13 protein-coding genes, 1 tRNA gene and 1 pseudogene are annotated in these 15,296 nt (G+C 53.8%); 6 read left to right on the top strand and 9 right to left on the bottom strand.

Annotated features, from left to right (window positions below; genetic code table 11):
• Window positions 1-131: 131 nt before the first annotated feature.
• Window positions 132-779 (top strand): arylesterase, encoded by a 648-nt coding sequence (locus tag PS2015_RS02630; RefSeq protein WP_082627924.1) that lies wholly within the window; start codon window positions 132-134, stop codon window positions 777-779.
• On the opposite strand, the gene PS2015_RS02625 is transcribed toward PS2015_RS02630, so the two are convergent.
• The 4 genes from PS2015_RS02625 to bcp are packed head-to-tail and all read right to left on the bottom strand — an operon-like array spanning window position 768 to window position 4,030.
• Window positions 768-2,033: an MFS transporter gene (locus tag PS2015_RS02625; protein ID WP_058020707.1), complete on the bottom strand. Its 1,266-nt coding sequence runs from the start codon at window positions 2,031-2,033 to the stop codon at window positions 768-770. The genes PS2015_RS02630 and PS2015_RS02625 overlap by 12 nt on opposite strands.
• Window positions 2,023-2,766 carry a pyridoxine 5'-phosphate synthase gene (locus tag PS2015_RS02620; protein ID WP_058020705.1) on the bottom strand — a complete coding sequence of 248 codons (744 nt, stop codon included), beginning with the start codon at window positions 2,764-2,766 and terminating at the stop codon, window positions 2,023-2,025. Before PS2015_RS02620 ends, PS2015_RS02625 begins: the two co-directional genes overlap by 11 nt.
• Window positions 2,763-3,557 (bottom strand): alpha/beta fold hydrolase, encoded by a 795-nt coding sequence (locus tag PS2015_RS02615; RefSeq protein ID WP_058020703.1) that lies wholly within the window; start codon window positions 3,555-3,557, stop codon window positions 2,763-2,765. The genes PS2015_RS02620 and PS2015_RS02615 overlap by 4 nt, the downstream gene beginning before the upstream one ends.
• Window positions 3,554-4,030 carry a thioredoxin-dependent thiol peroxidase gene (gene bcp / locus PS2015_RS02610; protein ID WP_058020702.1) on the bottom strand — a complete coding sequence of 159 codons (477 nt, stop codon included), beginning with the start codon at window positions 4,028-4,030 and terminating at the stop codon, window positions 3,554-3,556. The genes PS2015_RS02615 and bcp overlap by 4 nt, the downstream gene beginning before the upstream one ends.
• Window positions 4,031-4,086: 56 nt before the next feature.
• Between bcp and cobB the strand changes: the two genes are divergently transcribed.
• Window positions 4,087-4,806, top strand: coding sequence for a Sir2 family NAD+-dependent deacetylase (gene cobB, locus PS2015_RS02605; protein WP_237113360.1), 720 nt, complete (start codon window positions 4,087-4,089; stop codon window positions 4,804-4,806).
• A 25-nt stretch (window positions 4,807-4,831) separates the two neighbouring features.
• Here the strand turns inward: cobB and PS2015_RS02600 are convergent, their stop codons facing one another.
• The 4 genes from PS2015_RS02600 to PS2015_RS02585 form a co-directional block, all read right to left on the bottom strand.
• Window positions 4,832-5,239 (bottom strand): acyl-CoA thioesterase, encoded by a 408-nt coding sequence (locus PS2015_RS02600; protein ID WP_058023105.1) that lies wholly within the window; start codon window positions 5,237-5,239, stop codon window positions 4,832-4,834.
• Window positions 5,232-6,803 (bottom strand): tetratricopeptide repeat-containing sulfotransferase family protein, encoded by a 1,572-nt coding sequence (locus PS2015_RS02595; protein WP_058020699.1) that lies wholly within the window; start codon window positions 6,801-6,803, stop codon window positions 5,232-5,234. The genes PS2015_RS02600 and PS2015_RS02595 overlap by 8 nt, the downstream gene beginning before the upstream one ends.
• Before the next feature lie 104 nt (window positions 6,804-6,907).
• On the bottom strand, window positions 6,908-9,727 hold the full coding sequence (locus tag PS2015_RS02590) for a TonB-dependent receptor domain-containing protein (RefSeq protein ID WP_058020698.1): 2,820 nt from the start codon (window positions 9,725-9,727) through the stop codon (window positions 6,908-6,910).
• Between the two features lie 449 nt (window positions 9,728-10,176).
• Window positions 10,177-10,254: transfer RNA gene (locus tag PS2015_RS02585), tRNA-Thr, on the bottom strand.
• A 142-nt stretch (window positions 10,255-10,396) separates the two neighbouring features.
• On the opposite strand from PS2015_RS02585, the gene pgi reads away from it, so the two are divergent.
• From pgi to PS2015_RS02570, 4 genes and pseudogenes are all read left to right on the top strand, one after another.
• On the top strand, window positions 10,397-12,046 hold the full coding sequence (gene pgi, locus PS2015_RS02580; RefSeq protein WP_058020697.1) for a glucose-6-phosphate isomerase: 1,650 nt from the start codon (window positions 10,397-10,399) through the stop codon (window positions 12,044-12,046).
• Window positions 12,039-12,458, top strand: a pseudogene (locus PS2015_RS15935) (ATP-dependent zinc protease family protein); the annotation flags it as partial. The gene pgi and the pseudogene PS2015_RS15935, both read left to right, overlap by 8 nt.
• An 81-nt stretch (window positions 12,459-12,539) precedes the next feature.
• Window positions 12,540-13,448, top strand: coding sequence for a RimK family alpha-L-glutamate ligase (locus PS2015_RS15930; protein WP_335338265.1), 909 nt, complete (start codon window positions 12,540-12,542; stop codon window positions 13,446-13,448).
• A gap of 6 nt (window positions 13,449-13,454) precedes the next feature.
• Window positions 13,455-13,943 (top strand): GNAT family N-acetyltransferase, encoded by a 489-nt coding sequence (locus PS2015_RS02570; RefSeq protein ID WP_058020696.1) that lies wholly within the window; start codon window positions 13,455-13,457, stop codon window positions 13,941-13,943.
• On the opposite strand, the gene PS2015_RS02565 is transcribed toward PS2015_RS02570, so the two are convergent.
• Window positions 13,926-15,266, bottom strand: a complete 1,341-nt coding sequence (locus tag PS2015_RS02565; protein ID WP_058020695.1) for a phosphohexomutase domain-containing protein — start codon at window positions 15,264-15,266, stop codon at window positions 13,926-13,928. The two genes, PS2015_RS02570 and PS2015_RS02565, sit on opposite strands and share 18 nt — an antisense overlap.
• Window positions 15,267-15,296 lie beyond the last annotated feature (30 nt).

Here is a 15,296-nt window from a genome sequence, read left to right as displayed (position 1 = left end):
ACAAATTATTCCCGATATTACGCTGGTGCGGGGCCTTGTGGTTCATAAAACCGACATTGCGCATCGTTCGTATTCACTTTAACCTTGGCGGTTTGGCACAACATTGATCGATGGAAGCATTGTACCGACTTATGTTAGGCAAATCTTTTAAAGCTGGCACCCTGATACGCGCCCTGCTGATCGGTTTTTGGGTCGTATTGATCGCACCCGGCGCCCTGGCTGATCAAAACAATACACCAGTTATTCTGGTGTTTGGCGACAGTCTGAGCGCCGCCTACCGTATGGAGGAATCCCAGGGCTGGGTGGCGTTGCTGCAGCAACGCCTGCGCGAGCGTGACTATGCTCACCATGTTGTTAACGGCAGCGTCAGCGGCGAAACCACCGGCGGTGGTCTGGCCCGACTGCCCGCCCAACTGGCCGGCAGTGAGCCTGATATTGTAATACTGGAGCTCGGCGGAAATGATGGACTGCGAGGCCTGCCGGTGGCAGCAATACGCAGTAATCTGCAAGAGATGATTGAGCTGAGCCAACAGGCCGGCGCAAGGGTGTTGCTGGTCGGCATCCAGATTCCGCCCAACTACGGGCCACGCTACACAGAGCCTTTTTATGCTCAATATCAGGAGCTGGCCGAGCAGTATGGCACTGAACTGATTCCTTTCCTGCTGGACGGCATTGCTGATCATCCGCAATGGATGCAGGATGACGGCATCCACCCAACTGCCGAAGCCCAGCCCATGATTGTCGACATCGTCTGGCCGGTGCTTGAATCAATGCTCTGAACGGGCCGGTCGTTTGTCCGAAATCAGCATCAACACCACTGCCGCCACCAGATTACAGCAGGCCATGACCAGAAATGCATTATCGTAATTGCCTGCGCGGTCATAATATGCCGCAGCCATAATCGGACCCAGAGCCGTCAGCGCAAACGTAAATGGCATGGCAGTCGCCCGCACCGAACCCAGATAGCGACGGCCGAAGAAGGTTGCCCAGATAACTTCCTGAAGCGGAACCAGTCCGCCCCAGCCAACACCCATTAACAGAAACGCTGCATAGACCAGCAGATCATTTTTTACCTGCACCGCCAGCACAATGATGATCAGTGAAAATCCAGTGATACCGGCACCAATCGCCGCCAGGGGCCTGGCGCTGTAGCGATCAATCAGAATGCCCCAAAACGGTTTGCTGATGAAAGCCGGGATAGATGTCAATGAGATCATGGATGCGGCTACCAGTCGAGAATAACCGGCATCGGTCATAAAAGGCACAGTCTGTAGCAGCATCACCGTTATCGAAATCTGAAACAGACCGAAGGCCACAACCAACGTATAAAAACGCCCGGTTCGCATGGCTTGACGTCGAGTCATGGAAGTCGCGTAATCCATGCGCGCCATGTCGCCCAGTTCAGTGGCCATTTGTTCGGCGCTGCGGCCATCCGGATTCATACCATAATCTTCCGGACTGCGCCGGATCACCAGAGCGGCAGGAAAGATCAGCAAAGCGGCAGCAATTCCCAGCACGTGCCAGGCCTCGCGCCAGCCAAACACATCCACCAGCCAGGTCGTGACCGGCGGCAGCAACACGCCACTCAGGGAAATACCCATGGCCGCCAGCGCCACAGCACGACCACGCTGCACAACAAACCACTTGCCCAGCGTAACGTTAACCACCAGATTGCCGATCATGGCTGAACCAATGGTCAGCGCCACACCGTTGATGATTATCCACTGCGACAATGACTGAACACTGCCCAGTGAAAACAGGGCAACCGACAGAACAATCATGCCTATCAGAATAAAGGGTCTACCGCCAAAGCGATCCACCCCTGCGCCAATAAAAAAGCCAGTGAAAGCTGCCACCATCTGCCCGATCGATCGGGCCGAGGTGAACTCGGCACGCGTCCAGCCAAACTCATCAATCATGGGGGTGGTGAACGGCCCAATGACATAGTTCTGCATGCCGATTGCCACGAACTGAGTGACAAAGGCGGCCAGAATAATCCAGTAGCCGTAATAAAGCGGCGGCTTATCTGGCATGTCGCGTGATTGCCAGATAACGGTCCAATACCGTGTCCATGCCCTGCTCCAGAGACTCAACGATCAATGCATGTCCAATGGACACTTCCTGAATCAGTCCGCCTTCCAACAAGCCGGCAAGGTTATGCAGGTTGAGGTCATGCCCGGCATTAACACCAATACCCGCTTCGCGGGCCGCGCGCGCTGTATCGTGATACTGTTGCAATGTATCAGCCATCCTCTGTTTTGCACCTTGAGCGTGCACCCGGGCATAATGTTCGGTATACAGCTCGATACGGTCAGCACCTGCCGCCTTCACATCACTAACCAGTGCCGGTAGCGGATCCAGAAACAGACTGCTGCGTACCTGCCAGCTTCGCAGTTGTGTGAGCACTTCGCTGAGCAGCTTGCGGTTGCCAGTGACATCCCAGCCGTGATCTGACGTCAACTGCCCGGGTTCATCAGGCACCAGCGTACACTGTGCTGGCCGCAAGTCGTCAATCAGCGCCATAAAGCCATCGGTCGGATAACCCTCGATGTTGAATTCGACACCCGGGTGACCTTTTAAAAGTTCAGCGATATCACGCGCGTCCTGCCGGGTAATGTGGCGCTCATCCGGTCGCGGATGCACCGTAATGCCCTGCACGCCCCGGCCGATGATTTTCTGCACGAAATACAGCAAATCAGGATAGTTGGTGCCACGGGAATTTCGCAGCAAAGCAATCTTGTTTACGTTTACGCTCAGCAGGGTCATGATTCATCCAGCAGAAAATCTGCAACTATTCGGTTAAAAGTATCCGGCTTTTCGGCATGCAGCCAGTGCCCGGTCTGCATGATGGTTTTAATCTGCGCCGCCGGAAACAGGCTCAACACCTCGTCTTTGTGTTGCGGCTGGATATAGTCCGACAGGTCGCCACGCACAAACAGCACAGGTCCGTCAAAAGCGGCATGCGCCTCGGGCCTGGCCCTGAGCGCCGGGTAACATTTTTTCAGAGCCGGCAGATTGATGCGCCACTCGAATCCATCACCCGCACGACGCACCAGATTGCTGAGCAGAAACTGACGGACTATCTCATCATTCACCCACTCGGCCAATTGTTTATCAGCATCCGCCCGGCTCGAAAGGATTTCCAGTTGCAGAGCACACATGCCCTCGAATATCTCGTCGTGTTCGCCTCGCTCACCACCGTACTGAACCGGTGCAATATCAGCCACCACCAGCTTGTCAACGCGCTGCGGCGCAGTGAGCGCCATCTGCATGGCAACCTTGCCACCCATGGAGTGTCCCAGGATATGCGCCTTCTCAATATGGTGCGCATCCATAAAGCGCAGCACATCACCGGACATTTGCGCATAACTCATACTGTCGGCATGCGGCGAGGCGCCATGGTTACGCAAATCCAGTGCGTAGACACTGAAGTGCTCTGCAAACTTTTTGCTGTGCCAGGTCCAGTTAGTCAAACTGCCAAACAAGCCATGCAGAATGATCAGCGGCTTGCCTTCACTTGAATATTGCCGGTAATTCAGCTCCAGGGCGTCAGTCATGACAAATTGTCTTTGATCCAGTTGAGCACCTCATCGTGATGCGTTTTGGTTTTGACTTTATCGATGATGTGACGCAATTTGCCGGCCTTGTCGATGATATAAGTCTGGCGCAGAATACCGTCGTACTCACGACCCATGAATTTCTTGGGTCCCCAGGCTCCATATTTATCAGCCACGGCATGATCCTCATCGGACAAGAGAGTGAAATTCAGCGACTCCTTGTCGATAAACTTCTGCAATCGCGTTACCGGATCCGGTGACACACCCAGCACGACTGTGTCGAGCGCGGCAAGCTCAGCCTGGCTGTCACGCAGCCCGCAAGCCTGTACCGTGCAACCCGGCGTCATGGCCTTTGGATAAAAATACAGCACAACATTATGACTATCTTTAAAATCTTTCAGGGAAACGGCTTCACCCTGCTGATTCAACAGCTTGAAGGCCGGAGCCTGTTTACCAATGCTCGGCAAAGACATAGACTTACTCCTTAAAATTTGTATGCATTATAACGCCGCCGGGGCATGACTGCATTGTGAGCTTACCCTATCGATCCATCGTTGTACTGACCGGTGCAGGCATATCCGCCGAGTCCGGTATCCAGACCTTCCGCTCAGCCGACGGATTGTGGGAAAACCACCGCATTGAAGAAGTCGCCACACCTGAAGGCTTTGCAGCCAACCCGGTACTGGTGCACAACTTCTACAACCAGCGACGCTCACAATTGTTGCAGACGCACATCCGTCCGAATGCGGCCCACACCGCACTGGCGAAACTGGAATACGCCTGCAGTCAGCTCCCGGACCATGAGTTCCTGCTGGTCACCCAGAATGTTGACAATCTTCATGAAAGAGCTGGCAGTGAACGACTGATTCACATGCATGGTGAGCTGTTAAAAGTACGGTGTATGGTATCCGGTCTGATCTTCGAACATCGTGAACCCGTGAATATCGACAGCGAATGCCGCTGCTGCCGCCAGCCTGGCAATCTGCGACCACATATAGTCTGGTTTGGTGAAATGCCTCTGGAAATGAATCTGATTGAAGCCGCGCTGCAACGCTGTGATTTATTGATCGCTGTCGGCACATCCGGCCAGGTCTACCCGGCTGCCGGGTTTTATCAGACCGCTCGTCGGCAGGGTGCACATACAATCGAAATCAACCTGGAAACGACCGGTTCCGAGTTTGACGAACATATTTACGGGCTTGCCAGTACCGTGGTACCAGACTTTGTGGAGCGTCTTCTGGCGATGTGAGGTTTTGTACCCTGGGCCAACAGTCTTACAACAAAACGTTTAAGGACTCAGGAAAATAAGGCCGACCCCGTTCGCTGACGGCCGTCGTTACAATTCTGGCCCGCACATGCTCACGGCCAGTCGCCGAATGCCGGATGCTTTGATTGAATACCAACCGTATGCGTTTCTCCAGAACTGGCTTCGCGGTGACAAAAATGCTATCGCCACTTTTCAGCGGCTGCAGATAGTCAATTTCTGCCCTGACTACAACAACAATGATTCCTTCGCGCGTCAGGGTCGCAAAATCAAGCCCACGGGTTTTCAGGTACTCGTGACGAGCATGCTCCAGGTAATTCTGATACACCGAATTGTTGACCACGCCCTGCATGTCGCACTCATAGTCGCGCACAGACATGGCACATACAAATTCATCATCAGTCGTATTCTCAGTCATTGCCATCGAGGACTCCCCCGCGCTCCAGTGAGTCTTTCAAAGCTGACAGCTGCGACGCATAGTTGCGCCAAACCTGCACCGCCTGCTGGTGAATAGGCGAGCGAACCTGATTGGCACTGGCGGACCGGACGACCCCCTTACTGGCAGCTGTATCAGGCACCGATCCCGACCAGGGCAGGTTCAGCCATTCAAAAAGCATGCTGCTCTGCACCTCAGGATCTGAAACCAATTCATCATAATGAATCTGATATATTCTGTCGGGGTAAAGTGCCACCCAGTGCGCCATGACCCTATCATAAAGCACATAGAAATGAGCTATGTCAGCCAGCCGATAGGACCACGGCGCTGCCGCCGCAAAAATATGCCTGAATGTTCCAAGTCCGGCATCCAGAGGATGCTTTTTGATGTGAATGATCCGGGCATCGGGCAGCGCCGCCAGGATAAGTCCACAGAACAGAAAATTGAAAGGATTTTTGTCGCAGGGATGTCGGCCAGAAGAATCTCTCGACGCCAGTCGCTCGCAATATGACTCGCCTATTGCGACCCAGTCAATTGCAGCTGCTTTTTCCGGCCTGAAATCGAAAGGCAACGGCGTGATTGACTCCCCCATATGCATCTGCATCAATACTTCGAAATCACGCAATTCTCCCAGCGCGGCAACGTGCCCGGAGTTCACCAGTATCCGCTCCAGCAGTGTGGTGCCTGATCTCGGCAGACCGACAATAAAGATCGGGGACTTTCCACCAGGCGGCGACGGAGATGAATCAGCCGCGACATTGCCCCCCAGGCGCATTAATCTCGCCGCGAATACATCCCAGTCATCAGCCTTGTATCGTGCACCGGAAGCTTTCAGTTCGTTTGCTCGTTGCCAACAGCTGAATGCCTCCTCAAATCGTCGCTCCGAATGATGTAGCCGACCCAGAGCCTGCAGGGCATAGATCTTATCCTGTGATGATATAGTCTGCTGGCTGCCAAGAACCGCTTCCAGCTCATCACGGTTTACACGCGTCGCATCAATATCCTGGATCAGATTCAATACCCTGCCGCTGAATTGCGGATCGCGGCGAATTTTCTCCAGACTCTGGAGTGCCTGTTCTGTCATGCCAGAGACAGACAGGGCGAGCCCCTGCATGTAGCGATAGTGCGGGTTTGTTGCATTGCTTTGCAGTAATCGCTCATACAGGCTCAACGCCTGCTCCCAGTCGTCTACCGATACAGCACATGAGGCCAGGATATCAAGCGCCCAGTCATTGCCCGCGTCCGATCTGATACCAGTTCGGACCAGCTCTGAAATCAACCGGTGGTCAGCATACGGCATCAGGCAGCGCGCATATTGTGCTACAGCAAAAAGGTTTTGGGGGGCAAGCTGCCAGGCTTGACGGGCAGCCTCACGAGCTGCTTCGGTACGTCCGGCAAGGCGACAGGCCTCGCTGTACGATAACCAGCCATGCTGAGAATCCGGATATTCGGCCACCAGCCGGCTGCCCTGCTCAAGTGCAAGCGCCAACTGACCCGCGCTCAGCGCCGCATCCAGGTCAGCCAGTTGATTGTTTAATGTACTCATTGCGGGCATTGTCCCATTTTTTCAGCTGATTCACAGTCAAAAAAAAACCAGCCCAAGAGGGCTGGTTCTTTTTTTCCGCTAGCTTCGCGGTTGGATGTGGTCGATCAGAAGCTGAAGCTTACACGACCATAGTAGTAACGACCGCGGGTCTCGTAGGTACGAGGATCAGTATTGTCGTTAAAGCCGGAGTAGGCAAATGGCGGCTGCTCATCTGTCAGGTTCTCAACGCCCAGGGTAAACCGGGTGTTGTAGGACTCCAGGTTATAGGTGGCCTGAACGCTGTGCGTCAGCTGCTTCTTGACCTGATTCTCTTCATCACCTGAGTGGAACCACTTGATCAGAGGCTCAGTCACTTCACCGATGTAACGCGCGGTGTAGTTAGCTGTCCACTGGTTGTAGTTCCAATCGGCAACAAAATTCCAGCGCCACTCGGGGAAGTTACCGTCATGGTTGTCTTCAAAACGACCAGCGTGAGGAATGATGGTGCCATCTGCCAGGCGCTTCTCGTAATCAAGCAGATGAATCACATCCAGACCCAGATCAAAACTACCCCAGTCGCTGGTATCCATTGAGTAACGAGCTGACAGGTCAATACCTGACGCATCGTTACCACCCACGTTGACGTTCAGGTTCGTGATCAATTTTACATCACCCACTGTCGCACCACTGCCGGGACCCCAGCGCTCGACCAGCTCACAGTACTGACCGCTTTGCTGACAGCTATCCAGAATCAACTGTGGCCCAAGAGTAGATACAGCACCATCAATTTCGGTTTCCCAGTAGTCAACTGTAATAGACAGATCCTGCATCCAGCCGGGCTGATAAACAAATCCAGCTGTCAGAATATCCGCCTCTTCAGGCTGCAGGGCCGTGCTGCCACCAGAAAGCGTAGGCAATTGAATCAGACCGGCATTATCGTATCCGCCACTGGGCACACCGTCAGCTACACAGAACTGTGTCGCGTTGCCAGCACAAGGGTCGCTGACTTGAGGGTAACCTGTAGACTGCCCGGCGAACAACTCCGGCACCGATGGTGCACGGAAAGCTTCGGAAACAGTTGCACGCAAGGTCAACTCATCATTGACTGTCCAGCGCATACCCAGCTTGGAATTTGTGGTGCTGCCGAAGGTATTGTAGTCCGAGTAGCGAGACGCCAGGCTTAACTCCAGGCTTTCGATACCGGTTACACCAGCGATCACCGGTATTGCAAATTCCACATAGGCTTCATCAACATTGTAACCACCAGCTGTTGCCAATGAAGAACCCGCCGTGGATACACCCAGCAACTGCAGAGAGTCAGGCTGGGAGAAACCATTAACTTTGCGATGTTCCACGCCAACAGCCATTCCCAGTTCACCCGCTGGCAGGTCCATTATGGGGCCTGACGCGTTGAACTGCACACCGGACATATCATTGCCGCCCAGCGTCATGGACACGTAGTTGCCAGAGATATACTGCAGCATTTCAGGGGTAATCTGTGTATCGGTGCCTGGTTGACCGAAAACATTCAACGGTACACAGCCATCAATGACACCGGCCGCCGTACCATCGGTACTACAGAACAGATTACCGGAGGCGTCCATGAAAGTCGGACCTACGGCTTCGGCGACACGCTCCAGTTGGAAATACCCCAGATCCAGAACGCTTGCATCATTCTCACCATAGAACGCCGATGCGTCCCAGAACCAGTTGCCGACTTCACCAGTCAGCGCCAGGGTCACCTGATGCGTGTTGGTCTCATGCACTTGATCACGACCACCAGTTTCCACCATTCGCCGACGCCAATCGGTCAGAATCATGGTGTCACCGGTAACGCTATGCTTGGGTCCCTGGGTGATGTTGTAGTAGTTCAGATCAGAGTACGGTGCCGCCGTGCCGAAAAATGCCAGAGGCGCCAAAGGCTCAGGCGCGATCAGTCGCTGTGACGCACGATGTGTGAACATCACCTCACCACTGGCCTCAACATTACGGACAGCACCAAAGTCACCCAGCTGGTAGTTGCCAAAGGCGCTGAAACCCCAACGCTCGTTTGGCGTCTGAGTGTAGTTGGCGGGAGCGTAGTTATAAGGGTCAGAAGCACCGCTGTACTGTCTCCAGGCTCCGAACTCCTGGCCGCGCGTATAACGCACGCCATCTCCACCAACTGAAGCGGGGCTTACATGGTTACCCCAGGGCACGGCAGAAGATCCGCCAGGCTCCTGTCCGGTCGGATTCCAGTAAGGATGGTACCAGATCTCTTCCTTAGAGTACTCGCGGTCACCCGCCCAGATCGGCTTCTGCTTGGTGTAGTACCCTGACACTACAAAGCTGCCACGATCGCTGGCAGTACCCAGATTAAAGTCTACTGTGCTCTGACCACCATCGCCTTCGCTGGTAATACCGTTCTGCACATTGAGCGCAGCCCCGTTATAGTCTTTGCGTGTAATGATGTTCACAACACCGGCAACGGCATCAGAACCGTAAACTGATGAGGCGCCATCTTTCAGAACTTCGACACGTTCAATCATGTTTGGCGGGATATTGTTCAAGTCCACAACCGAATTGGCACCCAGGCCAGAGGGAACCACTCGTCGCCCGTTTACCAGCACCAGAGTGCGCTGCGAGCCCAGACCACGCAGTGAGAAATTGACTGCACCGGAGCCACCGTTGTTAACACCGGTATTCACGGCAGCACCTGCAGAGTAGGGCATTCTCTGCAGAATATCACCAAGGCTTACCTGGCTTTGAGTCTCAATCATCGTTCGGTCTATGACACTGACCGGGTTGAACCCTTCCAGGTCAGCACGTCGGATACGGGAACCTGTAATAACCACTTCTTCGATGGTATCAGCTGATTCCTGCGCATAGGTATTGGCTGGCAGCACCACAGCACCACCAAAGCCCAAAACCCCGGCAATAGCCAGAGAGAGCGTTTTCTTCTTCATATTAATCCCCTAATCAGTAGTAGAAACGTCGGTTTCGACTTATAAGATTTTGTCATTACGATATGACGACCTTCGCTTTTTACATCAGCAAAGACATAAAATCAAGCAGTTATACTTGATTCTTGCATCGACTTCGCAAGTTGTACAAAAGTTTCTGGCGCCTCGGATCTACCTTCTTGTTATTTTGATTCATCAACTATCAGTCCTTTTTTGGATTGAAGGTTGAGTTAACGGAGGCAGTTTTAACTGAACAGATTCAGAAAATCAATGAAAATCCGGCGGAATGTTGCAATTCTGTGATAAGAATGTAACAAATAGTGACTTCTTTCACAAACGCGGCAGAAATTATTTGAAATCAAGAAAGTAATGCGCGATGAGAATCGCGACAGCAATATGAAGCGCATTCTTCTAATGAAAGATACTGATAAGCTGGAAGGTAATTCGGGAAGTGGTGCCGACACCAGGAGTCGAACCCGGGACCTACTGATTACAAGTCAGTTGCTCTACCACAGCTGAGCTATGTCGGCGGTACAAATGTGTCTCTGTACAGGGCGCGCATCCTATCAACGAAATAATATTTGATCAACTTTTTTTTCACCTGACAAGACAATTGATCGGTCGACTGTTATCAGCTAAGTTACCGCTTTACCTGCAGGGCTTTGGGATTTCATGACAAGGACAGAAATTCAGGCAATTCGGCAATCTTTACGCCAGCACCAGTCGCAGCTGGCCAGCCAGACCTCCCTGCTGCAAAATCTGTTCTCGGAAGATTCCCGACGCGTGCCAGCAATGACTCTGCACTGTGGTGCACTGCACGTCGACTTCAGCAAAAATCTGTTGGACCCGCCTGCCTTCAAACTGTTGCTGGCACTGGCCGAGCACTCAGGACTCGATGCGCAACGCCAGGCCATGTTTGATGGCGCCCACGTCAACAACACTGAGCACCGACCTGCCCTGCATGTGGCATTGCGGGGACACAAACCCGCCATGAGATCAGAGATAGCTGAACAGGTCTCGGTCGGCCTGGATCGCATGCAGCACTTTGTGCAGCAGGTGCATAGTGGCGAATGGCGGGGAGACACCGGTCAGCCCATCAGGCAGATCATCAATATCGGCATTGGCGGTTCAGATCTGGGTCCATCCATGGCAACGGCGGCGTTACGCGCCTTTCATCATCATGGCATCAAATGTGACTTCGTCTCCAATGTCGACCCGGCACACCTGCAAAGCCATCTTCGCAAAGCCGACGCGGGGACCACACTGTTTATAGTCGCCTCAAAGTCTTTCAGCACCCTCGAGACTCTGCAAAACGCCAGACTGGCCTGCGAGTGGTTCAAACAGCAGGGCGGTCGGGATATCAGCCGCCATTTCGTGGCGGTCAGCAGCAACTCACAGGCCGCACAAGATTTCGGCATCGCTGCCGAGAACGTCTTCCCGATGTGGGATTGGGTAGGAGGGCGTTTCTCACTCTGGTCAGCCATTGGCCTACCCATCGCGCTGGCGACCAGCATGGACGTGTTCAGACAATTGCTGGCGGGCGCCGCACACATGGACAGGCATTTTCTGTCAGCGCCGCTGGCGGGCAATATACCTGTCATTATGGCGCTGCTCAGCGTCTGGTATCGAAACTACTGGGGCTGCGGAAGCCAGGCTGTTCTGCCCTATGCTCAGGATCTGCATCTGTTCCCGGCATTTCTTCAGCAGCTGGACATGGAGAGTCTGGGCAAGTCCACGAATCGCCAAGGTGAGCCGCTGGCCGAGCACAGCGGCGCCGTGATCTGGGGTAGCGCAGGCACCAACGGTCAGCATTCATTCCATCAGCTCCTGCACCAGGGCACGGATCTGATTCCGGCTGACTTTATTGCCATAAAAAAATCTCCCGGCGAGGGCCAGTCGCTTCTTCAGCATCAGCAATTGCTGGCCAACTGCCTGGCGCAGAGCAGAGCCCTGATGCTGGGCAAATCCGAACAACAGGCTTTTGAAGAGCTGCAGAACAGCGGACACGAAGAAGCAGACGCGCGACAGTTGGCCAGACACAAACGGATACCCGGTAATCGCCCCAGCACCGTGCTGCTATTGGACGAGCTGAACCCCTTTAACCTGGGCAGCCTGATCGCGCTCTATGAGCACAAGGTCTTCACACAAGGTGTTCTGTGGAATCTGAACCCCTTTGATCAATGGGGCGTTGAGCTGGGCAAACAATTAAGCACGCCGGTATTTAATGCCTTGAATGACCACAGCATGCCAACCGACGACCTTGACCCATCAACTGCCGCATTGATTCAACTATGCCGCCAACAGGACACGCACAGTGAGTGACTCCGCCGACCTGAACAATAAAATCATCGTTGGTAGTGAGGAATGGTGCGCGCTGCCGGCCCTTGGTATTCCGGCCGTCAAAGCACGGGTTGATTCCGGCGCAAAAACTTCTTCCCTGCACGCCTTCAATATCCGTCCGTTCTCCCGAAGTGGCCAATCCTGGGTCAGTTTTGAAGTACATCCGCTGCAGAACAACCGCCGCACCATTATCCGCTGCGAGGCCGAAGTCATCGACAAGCGTGTTGTGAAAAGTTCCAGCGGCATCGGCGAAAAGCGTTTTGTAGTGCGCACAGAACTGCGCCTGCATGAACAGTCCTGGCCGGTTGAGTTAACACTCACCAATCGCGACTCTATGGGTTACCGCATGTTGCTGGGCCGTCAGGCCATGCACGGCAGGATTCTGGTCGACCCGGCCGCTGGCTTTCTGTGCGGACAGATCAAAGACAAGCAGGTCGACCAGCTTTATCAGGCCCATACCCGCGAGGCATCCGGCCTGCGCATTGGCCTGCTGGCCAGCAATCCGGAACTGCCAAGCAACCAGCGCATCCTGGAAGCCGGCGAAGAACGTGGTCATCGCATCCGTTTTTATGACATTCGCCAGTGTTATATGAAGCTGGACGCTGAACACCCGGAGATTCATTACCGTGGCGGCCGTCTTCTGAACAAACTGGACGCCGTGGTGCCTCGCATCCGACCGGACCTGACTTTTTATGGCTGCGCGCTGGTCAGACAGTTTGAAAGTCTGGGCATTTTCTCTCTGAACAGTGCCGAAGCCATTTCACACTCACGCGACAAACTTTACTCGCTGCAGCACCTGCTACAACAGGGCCTGCCTATTCCTACCACCGGCTTTGCCGACAGTCCCCTGGATACCGACGAGCTGATCGACATGGTGAATGGCGCACCGATGATCGTTAAATTGCTGGAAGGACCCCAGCGCCGCGGTGTGGTGCTGGCCGAGTCTAGGACCGCCGGTGAAAGCCTGATCAATGCCTTTAAGTCGCTACAGGCTAACTTGCTCGTTCAGGAGTACATCAAAGAGGCCGACGGCAAATCGCTGCGACTATTGGTGATTGACGGCAAGGTAGTCTGCGCGGTTGAACGCCAGGGCATCCCCGGACAGTTCCGACATCACAAACAACAAAGCCGATTACTGGCAGCACGCATCAGCGCCGACGAGAGAAAACTGGCCATCAAGGCCGCAAAAAGCATTGGCCTGAAGGTGGCCGGCGTCGATATACTGCGTTCCAGAAAAGGCCCGCTGATCCTGGAAGTGACCAGCTCGCCAGCGCTGGATGATCTGGAAGAAGTATGCGGCAAAGATCTTGCCGGAGCGATGATCAGCGCTATTGAAAAACAACTGGGATGGAAGCGCAAACTGGCAACACCGGTTAATCGTTGAGCTGACATGAGCACATTGCATTACCGAAAAGCCAAACCGGACGATATGGACTGGGCATACCAGTTATTTCGCGCCACCATGAAAGAGTATATCGACCAGACCTGGGGCTGGAATGAACTGTTTCAGCGTCACGGATTTGATGAAAACATCCGCTCATCCGGCCTGATTATTGTGAGCCTGACTGATCGCAGCGTGCAGGGTAACACTCCCCGGGACATCACGCAGCCGATCACACAAATAGGCGCTTACAGCCTGAAACAAAAAACTGACCACTTGCTGCTTGACATGTTACTCGTGGCGCCACAATGGCAGCGCCACGGATATGGCAGTCAAATACTTCAGCACATCCTGCAACAGGGTAAAAGTGACGCGCAGCCAATAAGGCTGAGCGTGCTGCGCAACAATCCTGCCTATCACTTTTATTGCCATCACGGCTTTACAGTCGAGAGCCAGGATGCTTTTCGTTATCGGATGATACTAGAACAGCGCCAATAGCTCAGCAGTCTTCTCTTGCATTAATTGTTGATCAGCGCGCGACTCGACATTCAGTCGCACCACCGGCTCAGTATTGGACATTCGCAGATTAAAACGCCACTGATCAAAGTTCATGCTGAGTCCGTCAGTGTGATCGATGGCAACCGCCTGATCAGCATAGAGTGATTCAACCTTTTCCAACAAAGCGGCGGCATCCTCTACAGTGCGGTTTATCTCACCACTGGCCGGAAAAGCCGCCATGCGTTCGGCGACCAACTCTGACAGAGGTTTGCCGGTCTTTGACATCAATTCTGTTACCAGCAACCAGGGAATCATACCGCTGTCGCAATAAGCAAAATCACGAAAATAATGGTGAGCGCTCATTTCGCCGCCATACACCGCATCTTCCTGGCGCATACGCTCTTTGATAAAGGCGTGACCGGTTTTGCACTGAATCGCGCGACCACCCATGGATTCACAGATAGCCTGTGTATTCCAGGTCAGACGCGGGTCGTGAATGATCGCTGACCCTGGCTGCTTGTGCAGAAAGCTCTGCGCCAGCAAACCGACGATGTAATACCCTTCGATAAAGTCGCCACGCTCATCAAAAAAGAAACACCGGTCAAAATCACCATCCCAGGCGATGCCCAGATCGGCGCCGTGTTCGCGAATGGCCAGCACTGTCGGGGCGCGGTTCTCCTCCAACAAAGGGTTTGGCACACCGTTCGGGAAGTGGCCGTCCGGCTCGTGATGCACACGAACCACCTCAAATGGCAGCTGCTCTGCCAGAGCATCCAGCACCACACCTGCGCCGCCATTGCCCGCATTCACAACCAGCTTTAACGGCTTTAACTCTGACACATCGATATAGGTCAGCAGGTGCTCGATATACGCAGGCCGGGTATTCTCACGGCTGACACTGCCCGGCGTAGCAACAGGTTTAAAGTCACCCGCTTCTGCCAGACGCTTGATGTCGTTCAGACCGGTATCACCACTGATGGGGCGCGACTGCTCGCGCACCAGTTTCATGCCGTTATAGTCCATAGGATTGTGACTGGCGGTCACAACAATGCCACCACCAACCTTCAGGTGCGAAGTTGCAAAGTAGATTTCCTCGGTTCCGCATTGGCCGATATCAATGACATCCACCCCGCCTTCAGTCAAACCTTTGATAAGAGCATCGCACAACGCGCGACTGCTCAGGCGAATGTCATGTCCAACCACCATGGTATCGGCCTGCAAAAATTCCGCCGTTGCACGCCCTATGCGCCAGGCGACGTCTTCATTTAACTGATCGGGCACACGGCCGCGGATATCGTAAGCTTTGAAACAGGTTATCTGCACCTTTCAATTCCTTTTTGTGTCGACTGATTT

It is taken from the genome of Pseudohongiella spirulinae, from assembly GCF_001444425.1.
GTDB lineage: Bacteria > Pseudomonadota > Gammaproteobacteria > Pseudomonadales > Pseudohongiellaceae > Pseudohongiella > Pseudohongiella spirulinae.
Note: the sequence above shows the minus strand (reverse complement) of the source record. Positions and strands in the feature narration are given on the sequence as shown.

What these genes read in the sequence shown, in the direction of transcription:
- PS2015_RS02620 (WP_058020705.1), bottom strand. Translation starts at nt 2,766, where the DNA reads ATGACCCTGCTGAGCGTAAACGTAAACAAGATTGCTTTGCTGCGAAAT.
- PS2015_RS02630 (WP_082627924.1), top strand. Translation starts at nt 132, where the DNA reads ATGTTAGGCAAATCTTTTAAAGCTGGCACCCTGATACGCGCCCTGCTG.
- PS2015_RS02600 (WP_058023105.1), bottom strand. Translation starts at nt 5,239, where the DNA reads ATGACTGAGAATACGACTGATGATGAATTTGTATGTGCCATGTCTGTG.
- PS2015_RS02590 (WP_058020698.1), bottom strand. Translation starts at nt 9,727, where the DNA reads ATGAAGAAGAAAACGCTCTCTCTGGCTATTGCCGGGGTTTTGGGCTTT.
- pgi (WP_058020697.1), top strand. Translation starts at nt 10,397, where the DNA reads ATGACAAGGACAGAAATTCAGGCAATTCGGCAATCTTTACGCCAGCAC.
- PS2015_RS02570 (WP_058020696.1), top strand. Translation starts at nt 13,455, where the DNA reads ATGAGCACATTGCATTACCGAAAAGCCAAACCGGACGATATGGACTGG.
- PS2015_RS02615 (WP_058020703.1), bottom strand. Translation starts at nt 3,557, where the DNA reads ATGACTGACGCCCTGGAGCTGAATTACCGGCAATATTCAAGTGAAGGC.
- PS2015_RS02625 (WP_058020707.1), bottom strand. Translation starts at nt 2,033, where the DNA reads ATGCCAGATAAGCCGCCGCTTTATTACGGCTACTGGATTATTCTGGCC.
- bcp (WP_058020702.1), bottom strand. Translation starts at nt 4,030, where the DNA reads ATGTCTTTGCCGAGCATTGGTAAACAGGCTCCGGCCTTCAAGCTGTTG.
- PS2015_RS02595 (WP_058020699.1), bottom strand. Translation starts at nt 6,803, where the DNA reads ATGAGTACATTAAACAATCAACTGGCTGACCTGGATGCGGCGCTGAGC.